Origin of the sequence: Cytobacillus gottheilii, from assembly GCF_900166665.1 — a bacterium.
Lineage (GTDB): Bacteria > Bacillota > Bacilli > Bacillales > Cytobacillaceae > Cytobacillus > Cytobacillus gottheilii_A.
In genome coordinates, this window is record NZ_LT800494.1 from 2,782,610 (window position 1) to 2,805,575 (window position 22,966).

A 22,966-nucleotide genomic window follows, 5' to 3' on the forward strand; every position below is an offset into this window, starting at 1 on the left:
GCTGATTATTATTTTTTATCTTCTGCAAAAATTCTGTCCTCATTCAGAAGCTGTGACACTGTGCCAATTTCCAGGTTTTTGCTTTTTAGTCCTTTAATGAGACGGTCAAGCGATTCCGCAGTTGATTTTGTCGGATGCATTAAAATCATCGCCCCACTATGCACCTTACCCATAACTCTTTGGATCAATACATCAGGTGTTGGTTTTTGCCAATCAATGGTATCAACCGTCCACATAACAGTTCCTAATTCTTCTTCAGCAGCTATGGACACTATTTCATCTCGATAGCTTCCGCTTGGAGGAGCAAACCAGCGCACTTTAGCATCATTATCAGTTATAGCCTCAATTACTTCATTTGTCTTTTTAATTTCTTCACGTGCTTTTGCAGCCGATACATTTTTCATATCCGGGTGAGTATACGAGTGATTGCCCAGTTCATGTCCTGCTGCCGCAATCATTTTGGCCAGATCAGGGTTGTTTTGGGCCCAGCGCCCTTCTAAAAAGAAACTCGCTGAAACATGATGTTTTTTAAGTGTTGCAAGCATGTCAGGCAAATATTCGTTTCCCCATGCTACGTTGATAATAAAGCTAACCATTGGTTTGTCAGGGTGCCCTTTATAGACAGGTGAAGGAGAAAGATCACTTAAGTGAACCTTTGGCGGTATTTGATCAAAGACAAGTTTATCTTCATCAAATACGTTATCCTTCTTCATTTTTTTATAGGATTCTTCTATATTTACTTTTACCCCATTTAAACCAGGCAAAGCCTTCCACACACGGTCAATTTTCGCGTCTGCTGGTGCAATATAGTAAGATTCAGCTTTTTCCTTAATTTCATCCAGCAGCGGTTTGGTTTGACCTGTTACAGCAATGCTTTCTGTTTTTAAACTTGCAACATATGTAGTCGTCATTGGATTATTAACGATTAGAAAAGAAATCAAAGTCATGATGATTAACACACTTAATTTTTTCATTCCACACGCCTCCTCAGTACACATTATGTTTTGAGGGGACAAGGTAGAACGAAGAATACAAGCTTAAGAATTGTTAATACGATCAATCCAACGATTATAAAATCAGTGTATATGCAGGAAAAAGCCAGGGAAGTACCCTGACTTTCATGAACTATATGGATGTTCAATTACATATATTATTGCTGTGCTTTTTCTTGCTGTTCACGCTGTTCACGCAGGACAGCTTTTCTAGACAAGTTCACACGGCCTTGTTTATCAATTTCTGTAACCTTAACAAGAAGTTCGTCACCAATGGAAACGACGTCCTCTGTTTTGCCTACACGCTCTTCTGCCAATTCAGAAATATGAACCAAACCATCCTTGCCATTGAAGATTTCAACAAATGCACCGAATTTTTCAACTCGTTTTACTTTACCTAAATACATTTGTCCAACTTCAACTTCACGTACAATATCTTCAATGATGGATTTTGCTTTTTGGTTCATTTCTTCATTAATAGAAGAAATAAAGACAGTTCCATCCTGTTCGATATCAATTTTCACGCCAGTTTCTTCAATGATTTTATTGATTTGTTTCCCGCTTGGTCCAATCACATCACGGATTTTATCCGGATTGATGCTAAGCATAAGGATCTTCGGCGCATACTGAGATAGCTCTTGGTTTGGCTCAGCAATCGTGCTTAGCATAGAGTCTAAAATTTGCATACGTCCAGTTTTTGCTTGCTGAAGAGCCTCTTCTAATATTTCACGTGAGAGTCCTTCAATTTTAATATCCATTTGCAATGCTGTTACACCTTTGGATGTACCTGCTACTTTAAAGTCCATATCTCCAAGGTGATCTTCCATTCCTTGAATATCCGTTAAGATGGAATAATGGTCACCTGATTTAATCAGACCCATTGCAATCCCAGCTACTGGAGCTTTAATTGGAACCCCTGCATCCATCATTGCAAGTGTGCTTGCACAAATACTTGCTTGAGAAGTAGAACCATTGGATTCTAATACTTCAGAAACGAGACGAATAGTATATGGGAAATCTTTTTCAGATGGAATAATTGGTTCTAATGCTCTCTCACCAAGTGCTCCGTGTCCAATTTCACGGCGGCCTGGTCCGCGAATTGGTCCAGTTTCACCCACACTGAAATTAGGGAAATTATAGTGGTGCATGAAGCGTTTTTCTTCTTCAATGCCTAAACCATCTAAAATTTGCACATCACCAAGCGCTCCAAGTGTACAAATGCTAAGTGCTTGTGTTTGTCCGCGTGTAAATAATCCTGATCCATGAGTACGCGGAAGCAAACCTACTTCAGATGAAAGCGGACGGATTACTTCTAACCCACGTCCATCTGGACGTACTTTATCTTCCGTAATTAATCGTCTTACTTCACCCTTAACAATCTTATCAAGGATTTGTTTCACTTGTTTAAGCTGATCATCGTCTGCTTCTTTTTCCTCGTATTGAGAAACAACTTCAACTTTTACTTCTTTAATAGCAGCCTCACGAGCATGCTTCTCTTGTACTTGGATGGCTTGAATCATTTTTTCTTCACAAATGCCGCGAACTTCAGCTTCAAGCTCTTGGTCTACTTGATAAAGAACAATTTCCATTTTGTCTTTGCCGATTTCTTCAGCGATTTTCTCTTGGAAAGAGATCAGTCGTTTGATTTCTTCATGACCATACATAATCGCTTCAAGCATTGTTTCTTCAGGTACCTCATCCGCACCCGCTTCAACCATGTTAATCGCGTCTTTTGTACCGGCAACGACTAAATGAATATCACTTTGCTCTGTTTGTGCAACAGATGGATTGATGATGAATTTACCATCAATTCTTCCAACTGTTACGCCAGCAATTGGTCCGCCAAAAGGAATGTCAGATACACTTAATGCTAATGATGAACCGAACATTGCAGCCATTTCAGAAGAGCAGTCCTGATCCACACTCATCACCATGCTGACAACTTGTACATCATTACGGAAGCCATCAGCAAAAAGAGGACGGATTGGGCGGTCGATTAGGCGGCTAGCCAAAATCGCTCTTTCACTCGGACGTCCTTCCCTCTTGATAAAGCCTCCCGGAATTTTACCTACCGCATATAACCGTTCTTCATAATTAACCGTTAACGGAAAGAAATCTAAGTTTTTTGGTTCCTTTGATGCAGTTGCTGTGCTTAATACAGCTGTATCGCCATAACGGACTAATACAGCACCATTTGCTTGCTTTGCAAGCTGGCCAACTTCAACAGTCAGCTTACGACCAGCCCATTCAAGGCTGTAGACATGTTTATCTTGTCCCATATTTGTACCCCTCTCTGCCATTTCACTTACAAAAGGCGGAAATCCTCCACCTATAATTTATCGAAAAGCAATATGCTTAACATATTAGAAAAGCGGAAGCGCCTCGCTCAGCCCCGACAAGAATAAGATGAGCCAGACAGAAGATCGTTCTTTGATCTTTTGGCTGGATTGGCTTAGACCAAAGAGAGGCTAGGCGCTAGAGCTAGACATTACTCAAGTTTTAAACTAAAGAAAAAACAAGTTTATAACAACTAATATACATCACTTAGTATGCACACTTTTTGTAATCTGTAAAATGTAATCCGCTATGTATTAAGTATAAAAAAAGCAGCTTTTTTTTGCTAATAAAAAAGCGGGAAAAATCCCGCTTCTCTGAAATAAGACATTAGAATATAAAGCCGGACATAAGCCTGCTTTATAAGCATTCTTATTATCGGCGTAAACCAAGTTTGTTGATTAACACACGGTAACGCTGAACGTCTTTGTTACGAAGGTAAGTTAATAAGTTACGGCGCTTACCTACCATTTTAAGAAGACCGCGACGAGAGTGGTGGTCTTTCTTGTGCGTACGTAAATGTTCGTTCAAGCTGTTAATTTCTTCTGTAAGGACAGCGATTTGAACTTCTGGAGATCCAGTATCACTATCATGAGTTTTGTACTCAGCGATTAGTTCATTTTTACGTTCTTTTGTGATTGCCATCCGGTTCACCTCCTAATAGATATCCCCTGTTACTGAGCAAGCGTCGGTGACTCGACTTGCCAAGCAAAGGTTCTTTATTAATACGTTATTAAGAATACATCTTTTCCTTTTAAAATGCAAGGATAATCGACGTTTTTTGTCATGAAAAGAGTTTACGCTTAAAGTATCCCGATCGATTCAATCCCTTTTTGGTCTATTTTTCAACGTAAAGTATCTCCACTTCAGGATGCTCGCTGTCTGCAGGGCGCACTTGAGTCTCCTTGTCGCTGTCGCTCCAGCGGTACTCGAGCTACCCTCTCGTCCAGCAGGTGTATCACACCCTTCCGTCCCGATCACCTGCATAGCTATACAAAAAAAACAAAAGAATGCTCTTAATCCGTTCCAAGCAGCTGCTTTTCTTTTACTTCCTTTAAATACTGGGCAGCTTCCGCTTTATCCTGATTAATTTGGTTAACAAGTTCATCAATTCCAGCGAATTTCCTTTCGCTGCGCAGATGTTTATGCCATTCAATGGTAACAGTCTTCCCATAAATATCTTCGTTAAACTCAAATATATGAACTTCAACCGAAGGCTTTTTCATTTTTTCGTTATGAAAGGTTGGCTTATAGCCAATATTGCACACACCTTCATGCCATTTGCCTTCTACTTGGATATTAACTGCATACACACCAGTTGGCGGTATTAAATACTCGTCAGCATGCTCAACATTAGCAGTTGGAAAACCGATCGTCCGTCCGCGCTTATCACCGTGAATCACGACTCCAGAGGTCATATAGTGTCTGCCAAGCAAAGCAGGCAGCTCAGCTGTCTCTCCCTCAGCAATCATGCTTCTAATTTTTGTAGAGCTGATTTTCCCCTCATTCCACTCAAGCTTCGGAACTATTGCAGATTGGAATTGGCTACGGGAATGAAACGGCAAGGTTTCCATTGTACCTCTGCCCATTTTCCCATAGGAGTAATCAAATCCAGCCGTAACGTATTTGACGTTTAAACCAATTAAATAGGAATCGGCAAATTCCTGCGGCAGGAGACTTGCAAATTCCTTTGTAAAATGGACAACAAATAAATATTGTATTCCCAGGTCCTCAATCAAAGAGATTTTCGCATCTAATGGCGTGATATATTCAACATGCTGAACACTTTTCCCCAAGACAACAGACGGGTGAGGATCAAATGTCATCACGGCACTTTTCACGCCTTTTTCTTCTGCTGTCTTTTTTGCCTCAAGAATAACTTTTTGATGGCCAAGATGAACGCCATCAAAAAAGCCTAATGCAATGGAAAGCTCGGGAAAATCACTCTGCTTTAATTCATGGGGATGATGAATGTATATAACTTTCACAAAATCTCACCTTTTCTATTCCAGCGCCAAAATGATTAATCATTGCGCAAAACTTTTGCAGGTTTCATCCGTCCGTGCTTTTCGGGATGATTTATATATACCGCTATTGCACGGCTATCTTCGTCTGTCATAAGAATGGGGCCAGAATAGGTTAGAAACTGTTCTGGTGTCTGTAAGACAGCGCCATTTTTCACTTTCATTGCTAATGTATCATTTATTTCATATTTGGGCAAATCAGAAAGACCGGTTTCAAGGGGGAAGATCGCCTCTTCAATGGTCCCATCTGCTGTTTTTTCTTCCACCTCGGCAAGTGTTAAACAGTCATCAAGCGTAAAGGATGCCGATTGAATTCTTGATAAGTCTGACATATGGGCAGGATATCCGAGCTTTTCTCCCATTGTAACGGCAAGTGTCCGGATATACGTTCCTTTTCCGCAAGAGACCCGGAAACGAAAAGAGATTTCATGACCGCTGAAAAACTCACGCTCATCTAATAGTTCAATGGAATATATTTGGACGTTTCTCGTCGGACGATCCACTTCAATTCCTTGGCGCGCATACTCATATAAACGTTTCCCATTCACTTTCACGGCTGAATACATCGGAGGCGTTTGTGTAATCGTACCGGTTAATTCTTCTAATACGGCTAAGACCTGCGCGCGAGTAAACGTCTCTGTAACAGGCTTCTGCTCCACAATTTCTCCAGAACGATCCTCAGTCGTTGTTGAATAGCCTAGTGTTACTTCCCCTTCATAGGCTTTTCCTGCATCTGTTATGTATTCTGCTACCTTCGTCGCTCTCCCTAAGCAAATCGGAAGGACGCCGGTAACATCCGGGTCAAGTGTTCCGGTATGTCCAATACGCTTCATTTTTAAAATTTTTCTTAATTTAAATACACAATCATGGGATGTCATCCCTTTTGGCTTCCATAAAGGAATGATGCCTTCCATTATGATTCCTCCTAAAAATTTCATAAAGAAAAGTTGTCGACTGTCAAACTTAATAGGCAAACTTCTTGTCTTCGCTGGGCTTCAGCTTTCCTCCGAATCAGCCATTGCACATATTAAACGACCATGCCGCTCATTTACTTTCTGAAAGTGTAAAAAATGGATAGACATTAGTGTCTATCCATTTATCATTTCTGTTATTCCTTATCATCCGAACGCTGTTCATCCTGAATTTGATGAAGCAGTGATTCGATGCGATTACCATAGTCAATGGACTCATCGAATTCAAAGAGAATTTCCGGCGTTTTACGAAGACGAATTCTCTGCCCGATTTCTGAGCGGATAAATCCTTTAGCCTTCGCTAGCCCACGTAATGTGTTTTCTCTTTGCTCCTCATCGCCAAGAACAGAAATATAAACAGTGGCTTGCTGAAGATCACCTGTTACCTGAACATCTGTTACCGTCACAAATCCAACGCGCGGATCTTTGATTTTTCGGCCGATGATTTCGCCAAGCTCTTTTTTCATCTGTTCCCCAACTCTGTTTGATCTAAGGCTCATCGTATTTTCACCTCTTTATCCTGCAGCATATCAAGTTCCTTGTGTTGATCATGCTGTCTGTCTTTAGCATTTAACACTCTGCAGAAAAAATTCATCATTGTGCAAGTGTATTTTCAGAGCCATTCTATATCCGTTATCGTCCGTTCGATCTCAGGAAAAGAATCAATCAATTTCAGGGCGTTATCAAGCTCTAGTTCAGTATATTTCTTTGCAGATGATACTGCTACAATCGCTATCTTTGTCCGCTGCCATACATCATGATGATCGACTTCCGAAACGGATATATTGTACTTCTGCTTTAATCTGGTAATAATCCTTTGCAGAACGGCTCTTTTCTCTTTTAAAGAATGAGCATCATAAATAATGCATTCACAGGCTGCTAAGCCAATGATCATTTACGCTCAATTTCTTCCATTACGAATGCTTCGATTACATCGCCATCTTTTACATCATTGAAGTTCTTAATCGTGATTCCGCACTCGTAGCCTTGTGCTACTTCCTTCGCGTCATCCTTGAAACGTTTAAGAGCATCAATTTCACCTTCAAAAATAACAACACCATCGCGAATTAGGCGGATGCCAGAATCACGAGTGATTTTTCCGTCGGTTACATAAGAACCAGCAATTGTTCCCACTTTTGATACTTTAAATGTCTGGCGAATCTCTGCTTGACCAATGATTTTCTCTTCAAATTCAGGATCAAGAAGTCCTTTCATCGCCAATTCGATTTCTTCGATTACTTTATAGATAATGCGGTGTAAGCGAATATCTACATTTTCAGCATCTGCAGCACGTTTTGCGTTATTATCTGGGCGTACGTTAAATCCAATTACAATCGCATTGAATGCTGCCGCAAGCGTGATATCTGATTCGTTAATTGCACCAGCACCTGTATGAAGGATACGGACATTAACCCCTTCAACATCAATCTTTTGCAGAGCAGCCACTAAAGCTTCAGCAGAACCTTGAACATCAGCTTTTACAACGATGTTTAGGTCTTTCATTTCCCCTTGTTTCATATGTTCAAACAAGTTATCAAGACTTACGCGTGTTTTCTCGTTACGCTGTGCTTGCAGTGCCTGTGTTGCACGAGCTTCTCCTACACTGCGCGCTGTTTTTTCATCATCAAATACAACGAAGCGATCTCCAGCTTGAGGCACATCGTTTAAGCCTGTAATTTCAACTGGTGTAGATGGACCAGCGGTTTTTACACGGCGGCCAAGATCATTCACCATTGCACGCACACGTCCAAATGTGTTTCCTACAACGATTGGATCTCCAACCTTAAGGGTTCCATTTTGAACAAGTAATGTTGCAACTGAACCGCGGCCTTTATCTAATTGAGCTTCAATAACGGTTCCAACTGCATTGCGGTTAGGGTTTGCTTTGTATTCTTCCACTTCACTTACAAGTAAAATCATTTCAAGCAAGGAATCAATTCCTTCACCCTTGATTGCTGAAATCGGTACAAAGATCGTATCTCCGCCCCATGCTTCAGCCACAAGACCATGCTCCGTTAATTCTTGCATAACACGATCAGGGTTTGCTGCTTCTTTATCCATTTTGTTAACAGCTACAATAATTGGCACTTCAGCTGCTTTTGCATGGTTAATAGCTTCAACCGTTTGAGGCATAACTCCATCATCTGCTGCAACAACTAGGATTGTTATGTCCGTGATTTTCGCACCACGTGCACGCATTGTTGTAAACGCAGCATGCCCAGGTGTATCAAGGAATGTAATTTTCTTGCCGTTTTCTTCAACTTGATAAGCACCGATATGCTGAGTGATTCCGCCTGCTTCACCAGCAGTTACTTTTGTGTTTCGGATGGAATCAAGCAAAGTTGTTTTACCATGGTCAACGTGACCCATAATTGTTACAACTGATGGACGCTCGATTAATTCAGCTTCTTCGTCATCTCCGAAATACACTTCCAGATCTGTTGTATCAATTTTGATTTCTTCTTCTACTTCTACTCCGAATTCACCAGCGATCAATTCGATTGAATCTTTATCAAGATCCTGGTTAATCGTTGCCATTACTCCAAGCATGAATAACTTTTTAATGATTTCAGAAGGTTCCCGGTGAAGTTTTTTCGCAAGCTCTCCTACTGTTAAGGAATCTGTGTAAGTGATTTTCGTTGGGAGTTCTTTTACTTTTTTAGGAGCAGGAGCGACTGGGGTCTGCTGCTGTTTGCCTTTATTTTGGTTCTTGTTTTTATTATTTTTGCTGTTGTTCTTATTGTTGTTATTATTATTTTTATTGAACGGTTTATTCTGTCCGCCCGTTTTCGGTCCGCGGTTTTGATTGTCATGATTCGGTTTCGCCGCTGGTTTGCCGCCTTTTTCAGCACTGCCTGCAGACTGATTGCTTTTCGGCTGGCTAGGTTTCGCTTGCTTTTCTTCCTTGTTATTAAAAATACCGTCAAGTTTTTTTACTGCATCGTCTTCAATTGTTGTCATATGGTTAGAAACCTCGATGTTCATATCTTTTAATTTCGTAATTACATCTTTACTAGATAGATTATGTTGTTTTGCATATTCATAAACACGCATTTTACTCATGTTTTCACCCCCGCTAGAATTAATCGAGCAACGTTAACAGTTTTTTCGCAAATCCAGCTTCAAGCACAGCAACAACGACTCTTGCTTCCTTGCCAATTGCTTGCCCGAGTATCTCCCTGTTTTCTACTATTCGCACAGGAACATGATAGGTCTTGCATTTGTCTGTTATTTTTTTTGCTGTGTTGCTAGAGGCATCTGCCGAAAGCAATACAAGCTTTGCTTTGCCATTTCGGATTTCCTTAATGGTAAGCTCTTCACCTGATGTGATTTTACGTGCCCGATTGGCCAAGCCAAGCAATGACATCCACTGATTTTCTCTCATCAGGATTGCCTATTCTCTTTCTCAATGATGTCAAATAACTCATCATAGAGCGACTCATCAATTGTAACTTCTAAGTGATTTGCTAAAGTGTTTTTCTTTTTAGCAAGCTTCACAGCTTCTTCATTTTTGGATAGGTAGGCACCACGGCCGGATTTCTTTCCGGTCAGATCAATGGAAACCTCGCCTTCCTTTGTGCGAACGATGCGAACGAGCTCTTTCTTCGGTCTCATTTCACCCGTTGCAATACATTTTCGCATTGGAACTTTTTTACGATTGTTCAAAGGTCATTCACCTCTATTAATCTTGATCTTCATCAAAGCTGAAGTTATTATCATCTTCGAATTCATCATGATCATAGCTCAGTAAAGTATCTTCACGCGGAAAGATCCCCGCTTCTCTAGCATCTGTTTCAGACTTGATGTCTATTTTCCAGCCTGTCAGCTTTGCAGCTAACCTTGCATTTTGTCCGCGTTTTCCGATTGCAAGGGATAACTGATAATCTGGAACCACAACCGTTGTTGCTTTTTCATCCTCATTCACAATAACATCCAGCACTTTAGAAGGGCTTAATGCATTCGCAACAAAAACGACCGGATCTGCTGACCATTTAACGATATCAATTTTCTCGCCCTTTAATTCATTCACAACAGCCTGTACACGTGTTCCTTTAGGGCCTACACATGAACCAACAGGATCGACTTCAGGATTATCGGAATGAACAGAAATTTTTGAACGGTCTCCAGCTTCACGTGCAACAGATTTCAGTTCAACTGTTCCATCATAAATTTCAGGCACTTCAATTTCAAATAATCGCTTTAAAAGACCAGGATGTGTTCTTGAAACAAAGATTTGCGGGCCTTTTGTCGTTTTTTCCACCTTTGTCAGAAAAACTTTAATTCTGTCATGTGCTTTATAATGTTCATTTGGCATTTGCTCATTCGCCGGGAGGATTGCTTCAATTTTCCCTAAGCTTACATAGATAAATTTAGGGTCTTGACGCTGGACAATACCTGTCATGATATCTTCTTCACGATCAATGTATTCAGAGTAAATAATACCTCTCTCAGCTTCACGTACACGCTGTGTTACTACTTGTTTCGCAGTTTGCGCAGCGATTCGGCCGAAGTCTTTTGGTGTAACTTCCATTTCCACAATATCTTCAACCTGATAATTCGGGTTGATTTTCTGCGCATCCTCAACAGAAATTTCAAGTCTAGGATCAAACACTTCATCCACAACTTCTTTTCGGGCAAATACACGCATGGTGCCAACACCCAAATTCAAGTCGATCCGAACGTTTTGTGCCTGATTAAAGTTTCTGCGGTATGCAGACACAAGTGCTGCTTCTATTGCTTCAATAATCACATCGCGAGAAATACCCTTCTCTCTTTCCAGCAATGTTAGAGCATCTAGTAATTCACTGCTCATCTGATTTATATCCCCCTTTAATATAATGACAGTCTAACTTTCTACTTGGTTCATATGTTTTTCTTATGAAAAAACGACGGCTAACCGTGCACTTGCTACCTTGTTATAAGGAATTTGCACTGTTTTCTTTCTCGTCTTGATTTTCACTTCTACTTCAACCATATTTCCATCAAAATGAGTTAAAACGCCTTCAAAAACTTTTTCACCGTCAATCGGCTCATATGTCTTTATGTACACATTTTTGCCGACCGCTCTTTCAAAATCTTTGTCTTTCTTAAGAGGGCGCTCAGCTCCAGGTGAAGAAACTTCAAGAAAATAGTTGTATGGAATCGGATCTGTTTCGTCCAGCTTTTCGCTTAGTCGCTCACTGACCATTCCGCACTCTTCGATATCTACACCTGTTTCTTTATCAATGAAAACACGGAGAAACCAATCTTTTCCCTCTTTCACATACTCAATATCAACTAATTCTAATTGAAGTTCATCCAAAATAGGATTAACTAGCTGCTCTACCTGCTGGGCAACTTTGCTCACTCACTGTCCCTCCTTTAACACTTACATCTCAAATTGGTCACATTGCCAATCGAAATTATATCTATACTACCCAAAAAAAGCGTACACAACACGAAAGAGTGGGTTTCCCCACTCTCCTTTGCGAAGTTATCCGTAGTATTTCCAATAAAACTATACCATAACCAGAAAATTAATGCAAATGACTGGAAAAGCGGAGGGGGCTTGCTCAGGGGCGACAAGCTTAAGGCGAGCCGGCTGGAAGGTTGTTCTTTAACCTTCTAGACGGATTGACTTAAGACCTCGAGCCCCTAGCCCCCGGAGCTGGATCTTGGAAAAGCGCAGGCGGGTCGCTCAGCCCCGACAAGCATAAGACGAGCTGGCATAAAGGTCGTTCTTTGACCTTTAGGACAGATTGGCTTATGACCTCGAGGGGCTACCCGCCGGAGCTGGATCTCGGGAAAAGCGCAGGGGGCTCGCTCAGGGGCGACAAGCTTAAGGCGAGCCGGCTGGAAGGTTGTTCTTTAACCTTCTAGACGGATTGACTTAAGACCTCGAGCCCCTAGCCCCCGGAGCTGGATCTTGGAAAAGCGCAGGCGGCTTGCCCACAAATGAAAACAGACTAACTCAGCCAAACTCTGCTTATGTGTCTCCATGTTCCATTATCTCTGAATTCCCCGGAAACGCCGATAGACAAATGTCGTTAAACCTATTGTTTCATCCTAGCTATAAATAAATACCCAATGGCCGACATCAGCCGTATTTTGTTTTCTTCTGACAGCTGATTGGACAACTCAACAATATCATTATGTGAATCGCGAAAGATGTTCGTATATTCGTGTGGGAACAGCCCCTTTATAAATCTGGCCCACTGTTCGCCATTCTCATCAAGCCATTTAAAATCTCCTGAAAACCCTGATGCATTTATTGAGAGGATTTGCTCATCTTTTTCATTCAAAAGCTTTCCTTTAATATGAATTAATGCTTTTAATTCTTCTTGTATGTATGAACCAATTTTCTTGTTATGCCCATCAAAAATAGTAAGTGTAACTTGCTTCAGCCATCCTTTTTTATGAAACTTAAATAAGTTCTTTCCATCATGAGATATAAATCCATAAGATTGCGGGAACATTGATGCTGTTTCCTCACTGATGATATATAGAGAATAAAGCCACCATGGTGTCTTTATAGGCTTTAAGACTCCAATAAACTCACCATTCTTCTCAAATAGCAGTAATCTTGGGATAATGGCTGCATCCTTTTTGATCACCACATGATTTAATTCTATTATTACAGCGTCAGAATTTGGGATGTTTACATCTTTAACCTTATTATAATGATAACGGCTAATCATTATAATAGAAACAACGAATCCGAGCGGCAGAAGAAAAAAGGACAACTCCAGCCATTCACGCTGTGTTTCTGGTGTCTGGAAAATAAGCCAGCCGATAAAAATGGCTAATAGAAGAAACAAAATAACATATCCTAGCTTTTCCCGGCGTTTATATAGATCTGAAATCAAAACAATATCCCCCTTCCCGTGTAGTGTTTTGCTTCTTTATCAAGTGTACGTTTAAGGTATTGACTTGGTTTCATATGCCAGCAAAACAATTAGGTAATTGAGTGTTTACAGATATTTTTGTGATAGTTACAGAAACTAATAACTTTTACAGTTAAACCGTAATTTTTACCTATATACAAAAAAGGACCGCCGAATGTGCGGTCCTTTTTTCAAAATTCCATCTTAAAATAAGCTCAACTGATTCTGATCCGGCAAAGCTTCCAGGCAGCCATGATTATCTAGATATTCAATGATTGTTTTTGAAACTTTACCACGCTGCTGCAAGTCTTCCTTAGAAAGGAATTCTCCATGCTCACGGGCATTTACAATATTAAAGGCAGCGTTCGTTCCAAGTCCTGGGATCGAGTTAAACGGCGGAATCAAAGCATTTCCATCGATCAGAAACTCGTTTGCACTGGAATTGTATAAATCTACTTTCTTAAAATGAAATCCTCTTTCGTTCATTTCAAGAGCCAGCTCTAAAACAGTCAGCAAGTTTTTCTCTTTCGTTGATGCATCTAACCCTTTGGCATTGATTTCATCAATTTTAGCTCGAATTGCCTGTGAACCTTTAACCATCGCATCGATATCAAAATCTTCGGCACGCACAGAAAAATATGCTGCATAATATAAAAGCGGATGATGGACCTTGAAATAAGCAATCCTAACTGCCATTAGAACATATGCGGCAGCATGCGCCTTCGGGAACATATATTTGATCTTTTTACAAGAATCTATATACCATTCCGGCACTGTGTTTTTGCGCATTTCTTCTTCCATTTCATCACTAAGCCCTTTTCCTTTACGGACGGATTCCATGATTTTGAAAGCGAAAGCAGGCTCAAGACCTTGATAGATCAAGTAAACCATAATATCATCACGACAGCCGATTACTTCACTCAGTGTACAGATGTTATTGTGAATAAGCTCTTGCGCATTGCCGAGCCAAACGTCGGTACCATGCGAAAGCCCGGAAATCTGTACTAATTCTGAGAAGGTAGTTGGCTTTGTATCTTCAAGCATTTGACGTACGAATCTTGTACCAAACTCAGGTATACCCAATGTTCCGGTTTTACACATAATCTGCTCTTCTGTTACACCAAGAGATTCAGTGCCGCTGAATATTTTCATGACCTCAGGATCATCTGTAGGAATGGTCTTTGGATCGATTCCGCTTAAATCCTGAAGCATACGAATAACAGTTGGATCATCGTGTCCTAGTATATCAAGCTTAAGCAAGTTGTCATGGATAGAATGGAAGTCAAAATGGGTTGTTTTCCATTCGGAGTTGCGGTCATCAGCAGGAAATTGAATTGGTGTAAAATCATAAATATCCATATAATCTGGAACAACGATAATACCGCCCGGGTGCTGACCAGATGTCCGTTTTACCCCTGTACACCCTGAAGCCAATCGGTCAATCTCCGCACCTCTTAGTGTTAAATTATTATCAGATTGATAGGCCTTCACGTATCCAAAAGCAGTCTTATCCGCAACCGTACCAATTGTACCTGCACGGTAAACATATTCATCACCAAACAGCACCTTTGTATAGTTATGTGCTTTAGGCTGATATTCTCCGGAAAAATTCAAATCAATATCGGGTACCTTATCCCCTTTAAAGCCAAGGAAGGTTTCAAACGGTATATCATGTCCATCTTTTTTAAAGACGCCGCCGCAATTCGGGCAATCTTTATCAGGCAAGTCAAAGCCTGATCCGACAGATCCATCATCAAAGAACTCTGATGTTTTGCAGTTCGGACAAACATAATGAGGCGGCAGCGGATTCACCTCTGTAATTTCGGTCATGGTTGCAACAAACGAAGATCCGACAGATCCCCTTGAACCTACCAGGTATCCGTCATTAAGCGACTTTTTAACAAGCTTATGAGAGATCAGATAAATAACGGCAAATCCATGTCCAATGATACTTTTCAGTTCTTTTTCAAGTCTTGCCTCAACAATTTCAGGAAGCTCGTCTCCGTAAATGCTTTTCGCCATATCGTAACTCATGGTCCGCATTTCTTCGTCGGCGCCTTCGATCTTTGGTGTATACAGATCGTCTTTAATCGGTTTGATTACATCGATCATATCCGCGATCGCATTTGTGTTTTCAACGACAATTTTTTTCGCCTTTTCTTCTCCCAGGAAGGAGAAAGAGTCAAGCATCTCATTTGTTGTCCTGAAATGTACATCCGGCAGATTATGACGATTGAGCGGATTGGCACCACCCTGTGAGTTCACGAGAATTTTGCGGTAAATTTTATCATTTGGATTTAAGTAGTGAACATTACCAGTAGCTGCTACTGGAATATTCAGCTTTTCACCCAGTTCTACTACCTTGCCGATGATTTCCTTCAATGCTTTTTCATCGCGTACAAGCTCAAGCTCAATTAGGTGTGAATACACTTCTTTCGGATGAACCTCTATATAATCGTAAAATTGCGCAGTATCTTCCACTTCATCTGGAGACTTCTGCATCATGCCTTCAAACACTTCACCTTTATCACAGCCAGATCCGACTAATAGTCCTTCCCTATACTTCTGCAGCAGGGACCGCGGCATTCTAGGCACACGATAAAAATAATCAATATGAGAAATCGATACAAGTTTAAATAAGTTTTTTAAGCCTGTTTCATTTTGAGCAAGCAATGTGCAATGATAAGGGCGCGCTCTTTGGAAGGCGTTTCCTTTCCCCATATTATCATTGAACTGGTCATGGTATTCGATGCCTTGTTTTGCGGCGTCTTTTAACATTTTTAAAAGCAAGTATCCTGTCGCTTCCGCATCGTAAATCGCCCGGTGATGCTGTGTTAACTCAACATCGAATTTTTTCGCTAGTGTATTTAAACGGTGATTTTTCATGTCTGGATACAAAAATCTTGCCAGCTCGAGTGTATCAACAACAGGATTTGGTGACTTTCCGAGACCTATTTTTTTGTAGCCGACATTAAGAAAGCCCATATCAAAGGATGCGTTATGAGCAACAAGCACTGCATCCTGTGTCCAGTCATAAAACTTTTTAAGGACATCTTCCACTTCTGGCGCGTTTTCTACTAAGTCATCGGTAATACCTGTTAAATTAATGGTTGTGGCCGATAATTTATGATGAGGGTTTGCAAATGATTCAAAGCGATCAATGATTTCTCCATCACGGATCTTCACGGCTGCCAGCTCAATAATGGTATCGTACACGGCAGAAAGACCGGTTGTTTCAACGTCAAAAACAACAAACGTATCTTCTGCAATCAGACGATGTGCATCATTATAGGCAATTGGCACACCATCATCCACCAGATTAACCTCTACGCCGTATAATATTTTAATATCGTTTTTCTTACCGGCACCAAAGGCTTCCGGAAAGGATTGTACAACCGCATGATCGGTAATCGCGATTGCTTTATGACCCCATTTTTTCGCTTGGGCAACAAGTGTGCTTACTGATGTTACGGCGTCCATCTGACTCATTGGTGAATGCAGATGGAGTTCAACGCGTTTTCCATCTTCCGGTGCCGTATCTTGGCGCTGAACTGGTTTGATTTCATTAATATCATTCCCAATCATTACCAGGTCACGAACAAAGGTATCGTTTTGAATGCTGCCTCGAACCTTTAGCCACATTCCTTTTTGCACCAGCTGGAATAATGCTGCATCTTCTTTATCGCGCGAAAACATTTTAACCATAATGGAGCTAGTATAATCCGTTATTTTAAACGTTAGAAGTGTTCGGCCGCTCCGTAATTCCTTCGTTTCAGCTGCAAAAACATACCCTTCAACCGCTACTCTTCTTTCCTCATCGATAATATCGATGAGCTTGCGGTAATCTGCATCATCTTTAATCGTTAAGCCGATTGTGAGAGGACCTGAAAGTACAGGGGTATCCGAGTTTTCAGCTTCCTGCTCCTTCTTCTGCATTTCAAGAGCAGCCTGCAGGCCTCTCTCTTGATCTTCTTTTTGCTTCGCTTCCAGGAATTTTTCATATTCATCATTCGAAGCGGATTCTTGAACTGCTGTATCAATTGTCAGTAAAGGAAAACCAAAGGATTGAAAAATAGTTGAAAGCAGTGCGGCATACTTGCTTTTAATTGACATTCCTTCCATTTCATTACGGACAGAAATGGTTACTTTGGTACCATGAACAGCGGGAGTTTGTTCATTTAATAGCTTTAATAGCGGCGGAGAGATTCCTTCCAGCTCTTGTACACAATGATTCCAATAATCGAGAACCAATTGTTCGGTATATTGCTGATTGAGTACCTTTATGGAAAAGGATGTATGAGCAATATAAGAAAAATGCTTCGCAAGCTGAGCGGATAATCTGCTATAGACCGTACATGGCAGAATGTTTTCAAATACAAATTGAAAGTGCCATTTGCGTGCTTTTTTCTCGAGAATTACCTTTTCTATTTCAGCATTTTGAAAATAGGGCAAAAGAGCATCTTCAGTTAACTCCAGCTGCTGCATTAACAGCAAAAACTGCTCTTTTGTAGATTTTTGCTCTCCCAACAGTTCACACTCCTCTCTAAATAGATTGTCTCTGTTAGCTTCGGACATTTTTCGACGGTCTTCATTATATCACATGTCCTATATTCTGAATGTATTTTTTATACTGGTAAAATGATTTCATTGACTGTGAAGTAAAAGAACTATGTCATAGCCTTTTTCACTTTACTTAAAGAAAGGCTGTTTTCGTAAACCTTGTTGCTGTGAACTTAAATGAGTAGAAGTTGATTTCCGCTCCAGATGCTCGCTTTCCGCGGGTGGGCGCTGAGCCTCCTCGTCACTTACGCTCCTGCGGGGTCTCACCTGTCCCACTTCTCCCGCAGGAGTCTCGCACCTTCTGCTCCAATTCAAATAGAAAACTTATCCAAAAACAACAAACTTTAGAAAATAGCCTAAAGAAAAGAGATTAATATATCTAAAACACGAATATTCAATATTTTGATTTAGATATGTTCCACCTGCGCTGCGGACCCTGTTTTTTCGTGCGATCACAAACTGAGCCTCCTCGGAGCAAAGTCCTGCCGGGTCTCACCTTTTCCTTTATTGCCACTGGAGTCGACGGTCCTCCCCTCCATTTCACTCATGGTATAAAATTATAAAAAAACCGAATGATTAGAAAGATGACTTCCTAACCATTCGATTCTATGAGAGTGTTGATACATATGTCCCAGCCTCTTTGACTGCAAATAAAAAATGCTTATTTTTTCAGCTCTTTTGTAATTTCTTCGATTTTTGCCAGCAGTTCTGATTGGTGCACTTCGTACATGTCTCCATTGCTTCTTACTTTGATTTCTACGATGCCTTCAGAAGCTTTTTTGCCGACTGTGATTCGAATTGGCAAGCCGATTAAATCAGAGTCTGCAAATTTGACACCTGCACGCTCAGCACGATCGTCGAATAGAACTTCATAGCGTGCTTCTTTTAGCTGTCCGTAAAGTTCTTCCGCCAGGGACACCTGTTCAGCATCCTTCGTGTTTACTGCGATAACATGCAAATCGTATGGAGCAACCTCCACCGGCCAGACGAATCCTTTTTCATCATTATACTGTTCAGCAACAGCAGCGACTAAGCGTGAAACACCAATGCCATAGCAGCCCATAATCATTGGCTGGTTTCTGCCGTTTTCATCTAAATACATCGCATCCATAGCTTCGCTGTATCTTGTTCCAAGCTTAAACACATGCCCTACTTCAATTCCTTTAGCAAATTGAATAATGCCTTTTCCGTCTGGAGAAGGATCTCCCTCTTGGATGAAGCGAATGTCTTCATAAGAAGTTACTTCAAAGTCTCTGCCAGGATTCACATTTTTGTAGTGGTAATCTTGTTCGTTTGCGCCGCAAACAGCATTTACAAGCAATTCAACCGCTTGGTCTGCAATAATTTCCACATCTTTCAGACCCATCGGACCAACAGAGCCAACTGGCGCATTAAAAACTGCCATAGATTCTTCAGCTGTTGCTAATTCGACATCGCTAACATTCAGTACATTTTTCAGTTTAATATCATTCACTTCATGGTCGCCGCGCACAAGGACTGCCACAAACTTTTCATCAGCTTTGAATAAAAGCGTTTTAATGCATTGTTCAGGTGAAACCGATAAGAAGGAAGAAACTTCTTCAATCGTTTTTTGGTTTTCTGTTTTTACCTTTTCCAGCGGCTGTAATGCTTCATCACTCTTTTTATAATGAACAGCAACTGGTGCCATCTCGATATTCGCTGCAAAATCTGATTCGTTCGAATAGGCAATTGTATCTTCGCCGATTTCAGATAAAACCATAAATTCATGTGTATCCTTGCCGCCCATTGCCCCAGAATCGGCAATAACCGCTCTAAAGTTTAATTGCAGGCGTGTAAAAATGCGATTATACGCTTCAAAAAGCTGGTCATACATTTGATCCAGACTTTCTTTTGATGCATGGAAAGAGTATGCATCCTTCATTATAAACTCACGGCCGCGCAGTACTCCAAAGCGTGGACGTTTTTCATCACGGAATTTCGTTTGAATTTGATAAAGAGCAAGCGGCAATCTCTTATACGATTTTACTTCGTCTCTAACCAGGCTTGTGATCACTTCTTCATGTGTTGCTCCTAATGCAAAGTCGCGCTCATGGCGGTCCTTCATCCGCATTAATTCTGGTCCATATGTATACCAGCGTCCTGATTCCTGCCAAAGCTCTGCCTGCTGCATGGCTGGCATCAATAATTCAACAGCTCCTGCATTGTCCATCTCTTCGCGGACAATCTGTTCAATCTTCTGCAGCATTTTACGTGCTAATGGCAAGTAGCTGTATATGCCGCTTGCATTCTGGCGAATATACCCTGCTCTTAAAAGAAGCTGGTGGCTTTTAATTTCTGCATCTCCTGGAATTTCTCTTAAAGTAGGAATTAGTGTCATACTCTGTTTCATCTCAATAGCACCTCTTTTATTATCATAAAGAAGGGTTAAATTCCTTCCCCAAAGCTTAACTGAACGCTTAAAAAGGCGAGGAATTTAACCCAACTCAGTCTTAATTTTTATATTGCTCGAAGGCCATATGCCCCCGTTTTTATAAAAGGCTGTTTTCGTAAACATTGTTGCTGTGAACTTAAATGAGCAGAAGTTGATTTCCGCTCCAGGCGCTCGCTTTCCGCGGGTGGGCGCTGAGCCTCCTCGTCACTTACGCTCCTGCGGGGTCTCACCTATCCCACTTCTCCCGCAGGAGTCTCTCACCTTCTGCTCCAATCAACTAGTCTGTTATCAATAGAAACTTATTCAAAAACAACAAACTTTTAGAGAAAAGAGCTTTATAAAAAGAATCTTTGAATATCGTTCCATGTAACCACAATCATCAGCAGCATCAATAAGGCAAAGCCGACAAAATGGACCATTCCTTCTTTCGTGCGGTCCAAAGGTTTTCCTCTGACTGCTTCAATTGCGAAGAATAATAATCTTCCTCCGTCTAACGCAGGAATTGGCAGGAGATTCATAATACCTAAGTTGATACTTAGAATGCCGGCCCACTTCATTAGATTATAGATCCCTGTTTGAGCAACTGTATCAACTGATACATAGATGCCAACCGGACCCGATAAATCATCAATCGAGAATTGGCCTGTCAGGATTGTTCCAAGGATGACAAAAATTTGTTTTGTCCAATTATATGTTTCCTGTGCACCATAAACAATTGATTTTAACGGTGATTTTTCCATAGGCTGATAAACGCCTATGACACCGCGTGAACCTGTCTCATCCTCTTGAAGAGCTGGTGTAACTGGAACCGTTAGCTCCTCGCCATTCCGGTCGATATGAAAATCAATTTCTTCATTCGGACTTACACGAATAATTTCAACAATATCTTCCCATGTTGATACCTCCGCTCCATCCACACTATGAACAACGTCCCCTTGCATTAAGCCGGCCTGTTGCGCTGCACCATCAGCTGTTAACTTTCCTAAAACCGGGTCGCTTGTTGGCATGCCCTGCAATAAAGCAATAATGACAAACACGACAAAAGCTAGGACAAAGTTCATCATCGGCCCTGCAAAAATGGCCATTGTTCGCTGCGGAAGTGTCTTTGAGGCAAATTGACGATCGTATGGAGCGATGAGCGTTTCAACCGCATCTTCGACGATCATTGCTTTTCGGTTTATTTGGAAGGTTTGCAGTAATTCTTCGTCTTCACCTTCCACATAGCCTTTAATAAAAAGTTTATGCTCAAGATCAGCCTCTTCAACTTCAATAATGCGTGCATCCGGATATTTATCTTTTCTGTTGAGAATCAATTTTTCTACTTCATTTTTATCGTTAAATAAAAGTCCAACCCGATAGCCTGGTTTAATTTCCACCATTTCTGGATCTTCTCCAGCCATTCGGACGAAACCTCCGATTGGCAAAAGACGAATGGTATACACGGTATCATTTTTCTTATGCGTGAACACTTTAGGACCAAATCCAATTGCGAATTCACGGCACAGAATTCCTGCTCTCTTCGCAAAAATCAAATGACCTAATTCATGGAAAAAAACCAATGCTCCAAAAATAACGATAAAGGCAATAACTGTACTCAAGATTTAACCACCTTTTCTATAACGCCCTCAATTGAATCCAGGTGACGTATTTTTAAATGAGAGAAGCCACATATTTTCTTGCCTCAGCATCAGCTGACTTAATCTCAGCCAAATTTGGATTGGCAATATGCTGATGGGCTTGTAATGCCCGATCAATATACTCCTCAATTTGCAGAAATGATATTTTCCCTTCTAAAAAGGCGGCTACTGCTGCTTCATTTGCAGCATTTAAAACTGTTGGCATGCTTCCCCCAGCTTTGCCTGCATCATATGCCAGCTGCAAACAGCGGAACCGGCTGAAATCCATCGCTGTAAAGTGGAGCTGGCCAATTTCAGCTAAATTCAAGCGATTTGCTGAAGCTAGAGGCAGACGATCCGGATACGTCAGCGCATATTGGATGGGCACTCTCATGTCCGGTGTTCCAAGCTGTGCCATAACACTGCTGTCATGAAATTCAATCATAGAATGAATGATGCTCTCTTTATGTAGCAATACTTCAATTTTTTCATATGGCATTGAAAACAGCCAGTGGGCCTCAATGACTTCGAGTCCTTTGTTCATCATCGATGCAGAGTCAATCGTAATTTTTGCGCCCATCGACCAGTTGGGATGGTTTAAAGCTTGTTCGACTGTCACATGCTTAAGTTCTTCCCGGGATTTATCACGAAAGCTGCCGCCTGATGCTGTCAAAATCAGTTTTTCTATATTTTTCTCTTTTTCACCTTGTAATGCTTGGAAAATAGCAGAATGCTCACTATCCACTGGAAGTAAGGACACACCATGCTTCTTCGCAGCATCCATGACAAGATGTCCTGCCGTTACAAGTGTTTCCTTATTAGCAATTGCAATGGTTTTCTTTTCCTCGATCGCTTGCAATGTCGGCTCTAAGCCCACACTTCCCAGGACCGCATTTACTAACACATCCGCTTTATGATAAACGGCCACTTCTGTTAACCCTTGTTGTCCATATGTAAAAGATATGCCGGGAAATTCACTTTTCAGAACTTCTGCATCATTTTTTTCTGCTACTGATACAAGTTCCGGCTGAAAATCAACAATGATTTTTCTAGCCAGATCTATATTTTTGCCGACAGAAAATGCCGATAATCTAAATTCCTCAGGATGCTCTTTTAACACATCCAATGTTTGAGTACCGATTGAACCGGTAGCTCCCATTAAACTAATATGCTTCAACTCTACCTCTCCTATC

Annotated in this window: 17 protein-coding genes and 1 pseudogene; all 18 read right to left on the reverse strand. The window is 41.0% G+C overall.

The features are described from left to right. Positions 1-8 precede the first annotated feature (8 nt). Entirely contained in the window at positions 9-974 is a 966-nt protein-coding gene (locus tag B7E07_RS13750; RefSeq protein ID WP_080846401.1) for a polysaccharide deacetylase family protein, read from the reverse strand. A 176-nt stretch (positions 975-1,150) separates the two neighbouring features. Next, positions 1,151-3,271 (reverse strand): polyribonucleotide nucleotidyltransferase, encoded by a 2,121-nt coding sequence (gene pnp / locus B7E07_RS13755; protein WP_080846402.1) that lies wholly within the window; start codon positions 3,269-3,271, stop codon positions 1,151-1,153. Positions 3,272-3,701: 430 nt separating this feature from the next. Continuing rightward, the gene (gene rpsO, locus B7E07_RS13760) at positions 3,702-3,971 is read right to left on the reverse strand and encodes a 30S ribosomal protein S15 (protein WP_080846403.1); all 270 of its coding nucleotides are present in this window, start codon (positions 3,969-3,971) and stop codon (positions 3,702-3,704) included. A gap of 371 nt (positions 3,972-4,342) precedes the next feature. Further along, a complete protein-coding gene (gene ribF, locus B7E07_RS13765; RefSeq protein WP_080846404.1) occupies positions 4,343-5,314 on the reverse strand; it encodes a bifunctional riboflavin kinase/FAD synthetase in 972 nt (323 codons plus the stop codon). A 35-nt stretch (positions 5,315-5,349) separates the two neighbouring features. Beyond that, positions 5,350-6,264 carry a tRNA pseudouridine(55) synthase TruB gene (gene truB / locus B7E07_RS13770; protein ID WP_080846405.1) on the reverse strand — a complete coding sequence of 305 codons (915 nt, stop codon included), beginning with the start codon at positions 6,262-6,264 and terminating at the stop codon, positions 5,350-5,352. A gap of 194 nt (positions 6,265-6,458) precedes the next feature. Then, the gene (rbfA, locus tag B7E07_RS13775) at positions 6,459-6,821 is read right to left on the reverse strand and encodes a 30S ribosome-binding factor RbfA (RefSeq protein WP_080846406.1); all 363 of its coding nucleotides are present in this window, start codon (positions 6,819-6,821) and stop codon (positions 6,459-6,461) included. 113 nt (positions 6,822-6,934) lie between these two features. After that, positions 6,935-7,216: a DUF503 domain-containing protein gene (locus tag B7E07_RS13780; RefSeq protein WP_080846407.1), complete on the reverse strand. Its 282-nt coding sequence runs from the start codon at positions 7,214-7,216 to the stop codon at positions 6,935-6,937. Next, entirely contained in the window at positions 7,213-9,384 is a 2,172-nt protein-coding gene (gene infB, locus B7E07_RS13785; protein WP_080846408.1) for a translation initiation factor IF-2, read from the reverse strand. The genes B7E07_RS13780 and infB overlap by 4 nt, the downstream gene beginning before the upstream one ends. A 19-nt stretch (positions 9,385-9,403) precedes the next feature. Continuing rightward, entirely contained in the window at positions 9,404-9,706 is a 303-nt protein-coding gene (locus B7E07_RS13790) for a YlxQ family RNA-binding protein (RefSeq protein WP_080846409.1), read from the reverse strand. Beyond that, positions 9,706-9,987, reverse strand: coding sequence for an RNase P modulator RnpM (gene rnpM / locus B7E07_RS13795; RefSeq protein ID WP_080846410.1), 282 nt, complete (start codon positions 9,985-9,987; stop codon positions 9,706-9,708). The genes B7E07_RS13790 and rnpM overlap by 1 nt, the downstream gene beginning before the upstream one ends. Before the next feature lie 16 nt (positions 9,988-10,003). Next, positions 10,004-11,134 carry a transcription termination factor NusA gene (gene nusA / locus B7E07_RS13800; protein WP_080846411.1) on the reverse strand — a complete coding sequence of 377 codons (1,131 nt, stop codon included), beginning with the start codon at positions 11,132-11,134 and terminating at the stop codon, positions 10,004-10,006. A 63-nt stretch (positions 11,135-11,197) separates the two neighbouring features. Then, positions 11,198-11,668, reverse strand: a complete 471-nt coding sequence (gene rimP, locus B7E07_RS13805) for a ribosome maturation factor RimP (RefSeq protein ID WP_080846412.1) — start codon at positions 11,666-11,668, stop codon at positions 11,198-11,200. A 685-nt stretch (positions 11,669-12,353) separates the two neighbouring features. Further along, entirely contained in the window at positions 12,354-13,166 is an 813-nt protein-coding gene (locus tag B7E07_RS13810; RefSeq protein ID WP_080846413.1) for a hypothetical protein, read from the reverse strand. A 222-nt stretch (positions 13,167-13,388) separates the two neighbouring features. Beyond that, the gene (locus tag B7E07_RS13815) at positions 13,389-17,759 is read right to left on the reverse strand and encodes a PolC-type DNA polymerase III (RefSeq protein ID WP_080846414.1); all 4,371 of its coding nucleotides are present in this window, start codon (positions 17,757-17,759) and stop codon (positions 13,389-13,391) included. A gap of 114 nt (positions 17,760-17,873) precedes the next feature. Continuing rightward, positions 17,874-18,054: pseudogene (locus B7E07_RS25265) on the reverse strand (hypothetical protein). Positions 18,055-18,405: 351 nt separating this feature from the next. Next, a complete protein-coding gene (locus tag B7E07_RS13820; RefSeq protein WP_080846415.1) occupies positions 18,406-20,115 on the reverse strand; it encodes a proline--tRNA ligase in 1,710 nt (569 codons plus the stop codon). Positions 20,116-20,492: 377 nt separating this feature from the next. Continuing rightward, entirely contained in the window at positions 20,493-21,755 is a 1,263-nt protein-coding gene (gene rseP / locus B7E07_RS13825; RefSeq protein WP_080846416.1) for an RIP metalloprotease RseP, read from the reverse strand. A gap of 52 nt (positions 21,756-21,807) precedes the next feature. Then, positions 21,808-22,950, reverse strand: a complete 1,143-nt coding sequence (locus B7E07_RS13830; protein ID WP_080846417.1) for a 1-deoxy-D-xylulose-5-phosphate reductoisomerase — start codon at positions 22,948-22,950, stop codon at positions 21,808-21,810. Positions 22,951-22,966 lie beyond the last annotated feature (16 nt).

Coding starts and splice junctions, on each gene's coding strand:
- B7E07_RS13750 (WP_080846401.1), bottom strand. CDS start 974: ATGAAAAAATTAAGTGTGTTAATCATCATGACTTTGATTTCTTTTCTA.
- pnp (WP_080846402.1), bottom strand. CDS start 3,271: ATGGGACAAGATAAACATGTCTACAGCCTTGAATGGGCTGGTCGTAAG.
- rpsO (WP_080846403.1), bottom strand. CDS start 3,971: ATGGCAATCACAAAAGAACGTAAAAATGAACTAATCGCTGAGTACAAA.
- truB (WP_080846405.1), bottom strand. CDS start 6,264: ATGGAAGGCATCATTCCTTTATGGAAGCCAAAAGGGATGACATCCCAT.
- rbfA (WP_080846406.1), bottom strand. CDS start 6,821: ATGAGCCTTAGATCAAACAGAGTTGGGGAACAGATGAAAAAAGAGCTT.
- B7E07_RS13780 (WP_080846407.1), bottom strand. CDS start 7,216: ATGATCATTGGCTTAGCAGCCTGTGAATGCATTATTTATGATGCTCAT.
- infB (WP_080846408.1), bottom strand. CDS start 9,384: ATGAGTAAAATGCGTGTTTATGAATATGCAAAACAACATAATCTATCT.
- B7E07_RS13790 (WP_080846409.1), bottom strand. CDS start 9,706: ATGAGAGAAAATCAGTGGATGTCATTGCTTGGCTTGGCCAATCGGGCA.
- nusA (WP_080846411.1), bottom strand. CDS start 11,134: ATGAGCAGTGAATTACTAGATGCTCTAACATTGCTGGAAAGAGAGAAG.
- B7E07_RS13815 (WP_080846414.1), bottom strand. CDS start 17,759: ATGTCCGAAGCTAACAGAGACAATCTATTTAGAGAGGAGTGTGAACTG.
- B7E07_RS13820 (WP_080846415.1), bottom strand. CDS start 20,115: ATGAAACAGAGTATGACACTAATTCCTACTTTAAGAGAAATTCCAGGA.